The 9,568-nt window shown below is 66.9% G+C and carries 13 protein-coding genes; 11 read left to right on the top strand and 2 right to left on the bottom strand.

Annotation, left to right across the window (positions count from 1 at the left end; genetic code table 11):
* A partial coding sequence (locus KME77_RS00740) for a helix-turn-helix transcriptional regulator (protein ID WP_219460233.1) occupies positions 1-791 on the bottom strand: 791 nt, incomplete at its 3' end.
* Positions 792-1,133: 342 nt separating this feature from the next.
* On the opposite strand from KME77_RS00740, the gene KME77_RS00735 reads away from it, so the two are divergent.
* The 11 genes from KME77_RS00735 to KME77_RS00685 all read left to right on the top strand — a co-directional run bounded on the left by KME77_RS00735 (position 1,134) and on the right by KME77_RS00685 (position 9,019).
* Complete coding sequence (locus KME77_RS00735) at positions 1,134-1,421, top strand: hypothetical protein (RefSeq protein ID WP_219460229.1); 288 nt, start codon at positions 1,134-1,136, stop codon at positions 1,419-1,421.
* Between the two features lie 262 nt (positions 1,422-1,683).
* Complete coding sequence (locus KME77_RS00730; protein ID WP_219460226.1) at positions 1,684-2,418, top strand: GntR family transcriptional regulator; 735 nt, start codon at positions 1,684-1,686, stop codon at positions 2,416-2,418.
* 147 nt (positions 2,419-2,565) lie between these two features.
* Entirely contained in the window at positions 2,566-2,955 is a 390-nt protein-coding gene (locus KME77_RS00725) for a plasmid replication, integration and excision activator (RefSeq protein ID WP_246608963.1), read from the top strand.
* Positions 2,952-3,218: a hypothetical protein gene (locus KME77_RS00720; RefSeq protein WP_219460223.1), complete on the top strand. Its 267-nt coding sequence runs from the start codon at positions 2,952-2,954 to the stop codon at positions 3,216-3,218. The genes KME77_RS00725 and KME77_RS00720 overlap by 4 nt, the downstream gene beginning before the upstream one ends.
* Positions 3,215-3,547 carry a hypothetical protein gene (locus KME77_RS00715; RefSeq protein ID WP_219460221.1) on the top strand — a complete coding sequence of 111 codons (333 nt, stop codon included), beginning with the start codon at positions 3,215-3,217 and terminating at the stop codon, positions 3,545-3,547. The genes KME77_RS00720 and KME77_RS00715 overlap by 4 nt, the downstream gene beginning before the upstream one ends.
* A gap of 83 nt (positions 3,548-3,630) precedes the next feature.
* Positions 3,631-5,058, top strand: coding sequence for an FtsK/SpoIIIE domain-containing protein (locus KME77_RS00710; protein ID WP_219460219.1), 1,428 nt, complete (start codon positions 3,631-3,633; stop codon positions 5,056-5,058).
* Entirely contained in the window at positions 5,055-5,219 is a 165-nt protein-coding gene (locus KME77_RS00705) for a hypothetical protein (RefSeq protein WP_219460216.1), read from the top strand. Before KME77_RS00710 ends, KME77_RS00705 begins: the two co-directional genes overlap by 4 nt.
* Entirely contained in the window at positions 5,216-6,811 is a 1,596-nt protein-coding gene (locus KME77_RS00700) for a replication initiator (RefSeq protein WP_219460213.1), read from the top strand. The genes KME77_RS00705 and KME77_RS00700 overlap by 4 nt, the downstream gene beginning before the upstream one ends.
* A 1-nt stretch (position 6,812) precedes the next feature.
* Positions 6,813-7,004 carry a helix-turn-helix domain-containing protein gene (locus KME77_RS00695; RefSeq protein WP_219460211.1) on the top strand — a complete coding sequence of 64 codons (192 nt, stop codon included), beginning with the start codon at positions 6,813-6,815 and terminating at the stop codon, positions 7,002-7,004.
* Positions 7,004-8,353 (top strand): tyrosine-type recombinase/integrase, encoded by a 1,350-nt coding sequence (locus tag KME77_RS00690; RefSeq protein WP_219460209.1) that lies wholly within the window; start codon positions 7,004-7,006, stop codon positions 8,351-8,353. Before KME77_RS00695 ends, KME77_RS00690 begins: the two co-directional genes overlap by 1 nt.
* Before the next feature lie 345 nt (positions 8,354-8,698).
* The gene (locus tag KME77_RS00685) at positions 8,699-9,019 is read left to right on the top strand and encodes a helix-turn-helix domain-containing protein (protein WP_219460207.1); all 321 of its coding nucleotides are present in this window, start codon (positions 8,699-8,701) and stop codon (positions 9,017-9,019) included.
* A 3-nt stretch (positions 9,020-9,022) separates the two neighbouring features.
* Here the strand turns inward: KME77_RS00685 and KME77_RS00680 are convergent, their stop codons facing one another.
* A complete protein-coding gene (locus tag KME77_RS00680; protein WP_219460203.1) occupies positions 9,023-9,277 on the bottom strand; it encodes a GntR family transcriptional regulator in 255 nt (84 codons plus the stop codon).
* Positions 9,278-9,568 lie beyond the last annotated feature (291 nt).

The following is a 9,568-nucleotide window of genomic DNA, read 5'->3' as shown; positions in this document are numbered from 1 at the left end:
GAGCCGATCATGAGGGGGCTCTGGCTGGCGTGGGCTGCTTGGACGCTGCGGTCTGCGGCCAGCCACGCCAGGCCCTTGTCCTCCTGTTTGAGCAGGATGGAGGCGGCCACATGGTGGGCTTCGGCTGACAGGGCGTAGGCGCGTAGCCGGCCGTCGCCGTCCAGGACGCTACAGGCGGCGCGCAAGCTCTGGAGAAGTGCGGGCAAGGCTGCGGTGACCTGCGCGTAGCGGCAGGCTTGGTAGTCCTGCTTGGCCGCGATGACGGCGCTGGACAGCGCTGCGAGGTCGATCGGGCCGTCATTCGGTGGCGAGTAGTCGACCAGGACGGCGGCCAGGGACTCGATGTGGCGGCCGGCGGCTGCGGCGCTCTCTTGCTGCCCGAGAACGGCGGTGAACAGTGCGGCCCCGGTGAGGCCGACGAATTCGCGGCGTCGCACGTCGTCTTCAGCCTCCCCCTGTCCGACCAGGTCCATGGTGCGGGGCGCGGTGCCCTGGTTGTCAACCTCTCGCGGGCGGGGTTGGGCTGGCTTCTTGGCTGGTCCGCTGCGTCTGGGGATGAATCCCAGGTCTTCGGGGTCTCGGTGGGTGACGTCTTTGATGGCCTGCCGGTACGGCTCGTGCGGCCAGAGGACCTCTCCTGCTTCCCAGCGCCGGATGCGCTCCTCGTCGCAGGTCAACCCGTGTTTGATGCCGCTCCTGCTGAGGTTGACCATTTTGGCCATCTCGGCGCGGGTCAGGTCTGCGTTCTCGCGCCATTCCCGGAGTCGATCATTCGGGGTCGCACCCGTCATATCCGCTCTGCTTTCCGATTGGGGGGATCGAAAAGGGGCTAAAGGGGGGCCTGATTAGCGGGCCTCATCCAGCCCATTTGCCGGTGGACTTGCCATCAATCAACAAGGTACGTCACGCGGCTTCCCGGCACAGGGAACGCCGGAAATCGAGGAGATGGCGACGGTGATCCGGCCAGACGAGACCAGCGAGGCACCTCCCTGCTTAGCGTGCCGGGGGCGCGGGACCAAGCGACGTACCCCGCGCCGGGCGCTGCTGGTGGGTGATGAGGAGTGCGAGCAAGCCGGTGGGGAGTTGCTGTGTCTCGATTGCGCCGGAACCGGCCTGGGCGAAGAGAGCGGGAAATGAATCCGATCATGGCCTCACTGGCCAACCTGACCGACCCACAAGACGAGGCGAACAAGCTGATCCGGCTACAGACCGAGTTGGGGCGGATCGGGGTCGCGGCGGAGCTGCGTGACAACAACTCCGCGTTGATGGCGCCGCGACCGGATCCGGGGCTGCCGGTGTGGGTGTTCGTCGGCTACGGCGGCACGTACTACTCCTGGAGCAACGCCAACCATCGGCATCCGACCGATGACCCACAAGGCGCGGCGCACGAGCTGGCCGCGTACCTCAACCCCAAACCCTGAGACGGGCGCGGCGAGGGCGAACCCGGCCGAGGGGGTCGGGGCTGAGATTGCGCTCTCCAGTCCCTCGCCGCGTCTCTGGAACGCCCCGGCAGACAGGAAGCGCCAAAGTCCCTGCGGGCCTTGCCCGGTCCCGTTGGCACCCTGTCTGCCGGGGTTGTTCACTGTGGTGTGGCGTTCGCGCCACATCGACCCACGTAGACAGGCGAGGGCGGGCCGGGCTACGCTCCACTTGGTAAAACAACCTGTCAGGTGCAGGACGGTCATGATGTCGCTAGAATCCGTGCCGCCGAAGTACGCACAGCTCGTGCAGACCCTTCAACGGCGTATCGAGTCCGGGACGTATGGTCCTGGCTCCCTCCTCCCCAGTGAGAACCAGCTCATCCAGGAGTTCGGTGTCTCTCGGCCCACGGTCGTGGCCGCGCTGCGGGTGCTGCGCGAACAAGGCTGGATCGAATCTCAGCAAGGCAAGGGCCGGTTCGTGCGCGGACGTCCCGCAATGAGCGCAGTGGAGCGCAACCGTCCTGGTCAGGCGTACCTGATCCGGCCGGAGGCAGAGACGTCCGGCGAGGTGGTCGAGGTGGCCACCGTTGCCGCGCCCAACCGGATCGCCGCGCTGCTGGAGCTGCCGAGTAAGAGCAAGGCGTTCGTGCGGCGGCGCCTGATCACCGATGAGGGTGAGCCGAGCATGCTCGTGTCGGTGTGGTTGCCGGCCGAGTTGTCGCAAGGCACCGATTTGACCAGTGCCGCGCCGTTGCCGCAGGGCCTGCACGAGCATCTCCAGGCGCGCAAGGGTGTCCGCTTCGATCACGTGGCCGAGCAGATCACCGCGCGGATGCCGACGGCTGGTGAGGCGCGGCAGCTCGGCATGGGCAAGTCCACGCCGTTGCTGGCCGTGTTCGGGGCGGTGCGTGAGGCGTCGGGGCGTGCGTTGCTGGTGGTCGAGGTGCTGTTGCCGGCTGATCGGCATGAGCTGGATGACGCCTATCCGATCGGTTAGGGAAGTGTTGCCAACGGAGCCCGCATAGGCACTTGACCTATCAAGCGGGCTCTCTTTATCTTCGAATCACTTGATAGGTTAAGTGCCTATCACTCGACAGAAGGAATTCATCATGGCTCTGCAAGGTCCCATCCGGTCACCTACGAGATGCTCTTCCCGCACGGCTGCTACATCGTCGGCGAGGTCGAGCCGGTCAAGGACTTCGACGCCTCGACCAACGGACGGTTCGTCCAGTCCCGCGACAAGCACTCGGGCGAACCGGTCTGGCAGGTCGCGGTCATGGACGGCGACCCCTCCCTCAAGCCCGCTCAGAAGACCGTCGCGGTCAAGATCCTCTCGGCGACTCAGCCGGTCCCACCCGCGCCGATGCCGGGCATGCCGTTCACGCCGGTCCTGTTCGACCAGATCACCGTCACCCCGTACGTCAATGCGGCCGGACGACTGTCCTACTCCATCCGCGTCCGCCAGATGCACGCACCCACCCCCACCCCCGTCCCCGCGCACCGCGCGCCGGCCGTCAAGGAGACGCAGGCATGACCCGCCGTTGGACGCCTCGGCGCAGCGTGATCCGGCTGACCACCGCACGCAACGCCACCGCCACCCACCACCGCTACCCCTACCGCTCGCCGGTGCTGGCACTCGACTGCGGCGCCACCACCGTCCTGCTCACCTGCGACGGCCCGGTCACCTCCGGAGACCTGGCCTTCGCCCACCAGCTCGCCCGCGAGGCGGCCCGCTACGCCCGCTCGGTCGAATCCCGCTTCTACGGCCGCGACGACACCCCGGAGGCGGCGGCATGAGCCGGGAACCGTACACCCACGTGAACATGTGCCTGCGCCCCGGCACCGCCCCGTACGTGGGCCTGTCGCTCTACACCTCGCGCGTCCACCTCTACAACCTGCTCGTGGAAGGCCGCCCGGTCCTCGATCTGACCAGCGCCGACGCCGTGGTGTCGATCAGCACCACCGGAGCCGGGCCGGTCACCGACCAGGACCTGCGCTTCGCCCGACAGCTCCACCAGGCCACCGCGCGTTACCTCGCCGACTGCGAGCGCCTGCACGCCAACCAGAACGCCTCTCAGCACACCGACGACGCCACCAGCAAGGCCACCGACCAGACGGCGGCCTGACCAGCAAGCGGAGCCGCCAGAAGCGGCAACTTCCGGCGGCCCCTCGGTTCTCCCTGATCTCACTCACGAGAGGTTCCAAGCATATGTTCCGCAGGCTCCCCGGTGACGAGGCACGCAACCTGGTCACCACCACCCCGGACACGGCCATCGTCTTCCGCCCGGCCGTCGTCACCACCCCCGCCATCATCACCCTGATCATCTTCGCCTGGCGGCTGCTGCTCGGGCTCGTCCGCACCACCTGGCGGCATCCGATCGCCGTGCTGGTCGTGGCCGTCCCGGTCGTGCTGTCGCTGCTGTACGGCTGGCGCACCGCGCTGCTGCTCTGCACTCCCGTCCCGGTCGGGCTGCTGGCCTGGGCGCTCACGAACCGCACATCCTTCGTCCACCTGATCGGCCGGCGGCTGCTGGCCTGGTGGCGGCTGATCTGGCTGTATCGGCGTCACTGGCAACCGGTCATGATCGTGTCCGGGCTCGGCAAGCACGTCATGGGACGCGACTACCTGCCCCGGCTCGGCAAGGTCACCTGCACCTCCTGGGCGGACCTGGTCACCGTGCGCATGCTGGATGGTCAGGCGGTCAAGGACTGGTCCGACCGCATCGAGGCCCTCGCGCACGGCTTCGGCGCCCCCTCGTGCCGGGTCTCCGTGCTCAAGGCCGGTCGGCTGCTGCTCACCTTTCCCCGACGTGACCCACTCGCCACCGTCATACCGGCACTGCCCATCCCCGAGATGCCGACCGTGGGACCGGTCGCCATCGGCACCTGCGAGGACGGCACCCCCTGGTTACTCAAGATCCTCGGCACACACGTCCTCGTCGCCGGCGCGACCGGAGCGGGCAAAGGGTCGATCATCTGGTCCGTCATCCGCGCCCTTCTCCCAGCGTTGCGGGCGGGGCTGGTCCAGGTGTGGGCGCTGGATCCCAAGCTGATGGAGCTGTCCTTCGGACGCGCTCTGTTCGGCGACCGGTACGCGGCCACCCCTGAGGACTGTGCCGACCTGCTGGAAGCGGCAGTGCAGGTGATGCAGGAGCGTGCCGCCCGGTTCGGTGGCGTCCAGCGCAACCACACGCCCACTGTGGAAGACCCGTTCGTCCTGGTCGTTGTGGACGAAGTCGCGTTCCTGACCGCCTACCAGGCCGACCGCGACCTGAAACGGCGCATCTCCGCTGCGCTGGCCACCCTCACCACCCAAGGGCGGGCGGTCGGCATCGGCGTCCTGGCCGCCCTCCAGGACCCGCGCAAGGAGGTCATGAACATCCGCAACCTGTTCCCCGACAAGATCGCGCTACGGCTGGACGAATCCGAACAGGTGGACATGGTCCTCGGCGACGGCGCAAGAGAGCGCGGTGCCCTGGCCGACCACATCTCACCCGTCCCGGAACGCGGCGCCGGCGTCGGCTACGTCCGGCTGGAGACCAGCCCCGACCCGATCAGAGTCCGCGCCGCGTACGTCACCGACTCCGACATCCGCGCCATGGTCGCCACCCACCCGGCAGGCGGTGAGAGGCAATGACGCTCGCTCACCTGCTGGACGGGCTGCGCTGCGCCTGCTGCGGCACCCTCAACATGCTCTGGCTCGACCCGGCCCGCGCTGTGGTCGAGTGCCGCGAATGCGGACAGTCAGCGCTGATCTTCCCCGATCTGGAAGACCTGGAGAAGGGAGAGAGCAGATGAGCGACCGCAGCACGCCACGCGCCGTTCGGATGGCACAGCCTCTCGCCCGTGAGGTCGCTGTGGAGGTCGCCAAGCAGCACGGCGTGTGCATCCGGCCCGTCCCACTCAAGCGCCTCGACGCCCACACTGGACTCTGGGAGATCATAGATGTGCCGTGCGGGGCCACCCTGGAGGCCAAGTGCCCGCCGTGCGCCAAGCGCAACCGGCAGCTCCGCATGGCCCAATGCCGGGAAGGCTGGCACCTCGACCAGGAACCGGCCATCGCCCCCGACGAGCCGGACGACGCTCAACGGTGGCTGGTCGAGTTCCGCGCTGACATCCAGGCCCAGCGTGACCAGGCCGACCAGGCAGGCCAGGACACCGCCGACCTGGACGCGGTGATCGCCGGGCTGGATGAGGAGATCAATGAGGCGGGCATGCGCGGCAACGTGCTCGGCCGTACCGCTGTCAAGCGCAACCGCTCGACCAGACGACGCCAGGACGCGCCTGACCTGCCCAGGCGCAAGATGACCGACACCACCCTCGGGCGGACCTTCACCAGCTCGGACGGCAAAATCTACCGGCCATCCCTGTTCGTCACCCTCACCTTGCCCTCCTACGGCAAGGTGAGGAACGGCGTCCCCGTCGATCCGGACGCCTACGACTACGCGCGGGCTGCCCGTGACGCGCTGCACTTCCCCAAGCTGGTCGATCGGTTTGTACAGAACCTGCGCCGCGTCGCCGGATACGACGTGCAGTACTTTGCGGCCGTCGAACCCCAGAAGCGGCTCGCTCCGCACCTGCACATGGCCATCCGGGGCACGCTGCCCCGTGCGGAGATCAAGCAGATTGCCGCAGCCACCTACCACCAAGTGTGGTGGCCATCGGCTGATCGGGTCGTCTTCGATGGCGAACGGCTGCCGGTCTGGGAGGACGGCGCCGGCTACCTCGACCCCACCACGGGCGAGGTGCTGCCCACCTGGGACGAGGCACTCGACCAGGACGCGGACGGCGAACCCCTGCACGTGGTCTGCTTCGGCGTCCAAGTCGACGTGCAGGGCGTCTTGGCGGGCTCGCCGGATGCCGACCAGTGCATCCGGTATCTGTCGAAGTACCTGACCAAGTCCCTGGGCGACACCCTCGACGCCGGCGACCGGGCCCACCGCGAACACGCCGCCCGGATGGTTGAGGCACTGCGTTTCGAGCCCTGCTCACCCACCTGCCCGAACTGGCTGCGGTACGGCGTCCAGCCCAAGAACGCCAAACCGGGCATGACCCCTGGCCGGTGCCGGGGCAAGGCGCACAAGCCCGACCACCTCGGCTACGCGGGCCGTCGCGTACTGGTCTCCCGCAAGTGGTCGAACAAGACCCTGGCCGAACACAAGCAAGACCGCCGCACCTGGGTCCTGGAAGCACTCGGCCAGACCGATCAGCCCACCGACCCACACCGCTACATCTGGAAGCCCATACCTGCCGGTGACGCCAACCTGGCTCCCCTGGCCGTGCGCCTTCTCCGCTCCGTCGCCGAACGGCAGCGCTGGCGGGCTCATTTGGCACGGCTTCAAGCTGAAGCAGCTCCCCAGGATCTTTCGGCAACTGAGGAGGTGGCGTGACATGGACAGGCTCTTCTACCGCCCGAAGGACGCGGCCACAGTCCTCGGAATGAGTCGTACGGCCGTCTTTCGCCTGATCAAGTCCGGTGACCTGAAGTCGATCAAGCACGACGGCTATCGACTGATCCCGGCGGAAGCGCTTCTCGACTACGCACGCCTGCTCCAGGCGAACGCGCAGAAGGATGTGGCGTAATGACCACGAGAAAGCCCAATGGCCGCTCATCGATCTACCTCGGCAAGGACGGTCTCTGGCACGGCTGGGTCACCGTGGGCGTCAAGCCGGACGGCTCACCGGACAGACGGCACCGCAAGGCCAGGACGGAAGCGGAGGTCACCCGGAAGGTCCGCGAGCTGGAAGGCAAGCGAGAGACCGGGCACGTCGGCAAGCCGGGTCGCGTTCCCACGGTCGAGGAGTGGATGACGGAGTTCCTCGACGTGATCTGTGGACTGCTCGTCCGCTCGGAGAAGATGGCTCCCCGCACCCTGACCGATTATCGCTCCAAGACCAGGAACTGGATCGTGCCGCTCCTCGGCAAGCATCGCCTCGATCGGCTCGCGCCTGAACACCTGGACATCGCGTACGCCCGGATGCTGGAAGAGGGCCTCGCGCCCAGCTCGGTCCTCAAGGTGCATCGCATCCTGTCCCGTGCTCTCAAGATCGCGGTACGACGGGGCCGCATCACGCGCAACGTCGCGACGTTGGTCGACGCCCCGTCAGCGAACACGACGGAGATCGAACCGCTGACCCGCGAGGACGCTCGCCAGATTCTGGACGTAGCCAAGACCAGGAGGAACGGCATCCGCTGGTCGGTCGCTCTGGCGCTCGGCATCCGCCAGGGTGAAGCTCTCGGCCTGCGGTGGTCGTACATCAATCTGACGACCGGGGAGATCCGGGCGTGGTTCCAGATTCAGCGCGCGGAATGGCGGCACGGCTGCAACGATCCACACGCCTGTGGACAGAAATGGCACCGCACGGCGTGCAAGAAGAACTGCAAGGAGCACCAGCACCTACGCGACTGCAAGCCGGACTGCAAGAAGCGCGCCCACGCCTGCTACAGACGCCCGTGCCGCAAGGACTGCACCAGCCACGCGGACAAGTGCCCGCTGCGATCCGGTGGCGGCCTGGTGTTCCGGCAGCGTAAGGGCAAGAGCAAGCTCACCCTCCAATGCCCGCCGGCGCTTCTCGCCCTCCTCCGCGCCCACAAGAAGACCCAGGCCGCAGAACGCCTGAAGGCGGGGGAGAGGTGGACAGATCACGACCTGTTGTTCACCACGCAGACCGGCGGCCCTATAGAGCGCACAGAGGACTGGAAGCAGTGGAAGTCGATCCTCAAACAAGCGGGCGTAAGAGACGCCAGGGTCCATGACGCGAGACACACCGCGGCGACCCTACTCATCGAACAAGGCGTACACATCCGTGTAGTTCAGGAGATCCTCGGCCACACTCGCGTGACCACCACAGAGCGATACACCCACGTAGCAACCCTCCAAATGAAGGACGCCAGCGACCGAATGGACTCCGCGCTTTGGGGCCCAGGCTGAGAACTGCAACCCAAACTGCAACCCGGGACGCCCTCAGAGATCAAAAAGGCCCTCGCCCTGGAAACAGGGTGAGGGCCTTCGACGTGCGGAGGATCGGGGATTTGAACCCCGGATGGTGTTGCCACCAAACCGCATTAGCAGTCCCTTAAGTTTGATCCACTTCTGGTTTACGTGAATGCGACCCGGAGGGATCCGTGCACGTCGAGCGTGTTTACTGCTGAGACCTACGGGGATCTACGGGGAACCATTGGGATGCGTGACGGTCTGGCAATGGTCCAGCAAAGCCTGTGATCGCCAAGTCAAGAGAATCGACCAAGCGATCAAAGAGAATGCGATCCTGGCCATATGACAGATGAACGCAGAACCTCCCTGGGGCCGGTTGGCGAGAGTCTGCGACAGAACATCAAACGCATCCGAGAAAGCCAACGCCTCACCTACACCGAACTGTCGAAGAAGCTGACCACCGCGGGCAGGCCGATCGCCATCCTGGGCCTGCGCCGTATCGAGCGCGGCCAGCGGCGTGTCGACGTCGATGACCTGGTGGCGCTGGCCGCCGCGTTTGGCATCACCCCGAGCGATCTGCTGTCCGAGGCGTCCGCGTGCGGGCGCTGCTTCGGCCGTCCGCCTGAGGGCTTCGCCTGCAGAGTCTGCGGCGCCGGCGGGTAGGCGTCATCCCTCCGGCCACCGCTCCCGAGGGCTGACGAACGTCCCCCTGCCCGCGATCGTGAACACCCACCCCTCGCCCGCCAGTAGCCGCATGGCCTTCCTGACCGTGTCGCGGGCGACGCCGTGGATCTGTTCCATCCGCGTCTCTGACGGGATGGTGGTCAACGGCTCCAGTTCGCCCGCCTGGATCTGGCCGCGCACGATGTTGGCGATCTGGACGTGCTTCGGCGTTGGGTCGAAGTGATCCACCGTTTCCATGATCGGAAACGTAGTGGTGGGGTTGCCCGGCCCCTCTGTCGCCTACAGGCAACCTGGGGTAGTCAGGTTAGTCAGGGCATCGGAGTCACACAGGGTGGACCGGTTGTGGCATTCCGTATACACTTCAACCTTCGGTCAGCCGAGCGGCCCCACCGCCCACGGCTGGCCGACACTGCTGGCGTCAGAGGCTGAGGGGCCTCGCCCCCCGGGGGGGTAGCCAGCACCGGCCGCCGTCAGCTCCCACACACAGCTACGGCGGCCGGCCCCTACAACGCGAACAGCCGGACATCG

The sequence above is a fragment of the Nonomuraea rhizosphaerae genome, assembly GCF_019396405.1.
Lineage (GTDB): Bacteria > Actinomycetota > Actinomycetes > Streptosporangiales > Streptosporangiaceae > Nonomuraea > Nonomuraea rhizosphaerae.
This window is presented reverse-complemented; position numbering and strand designations above follow the sequence as displayed.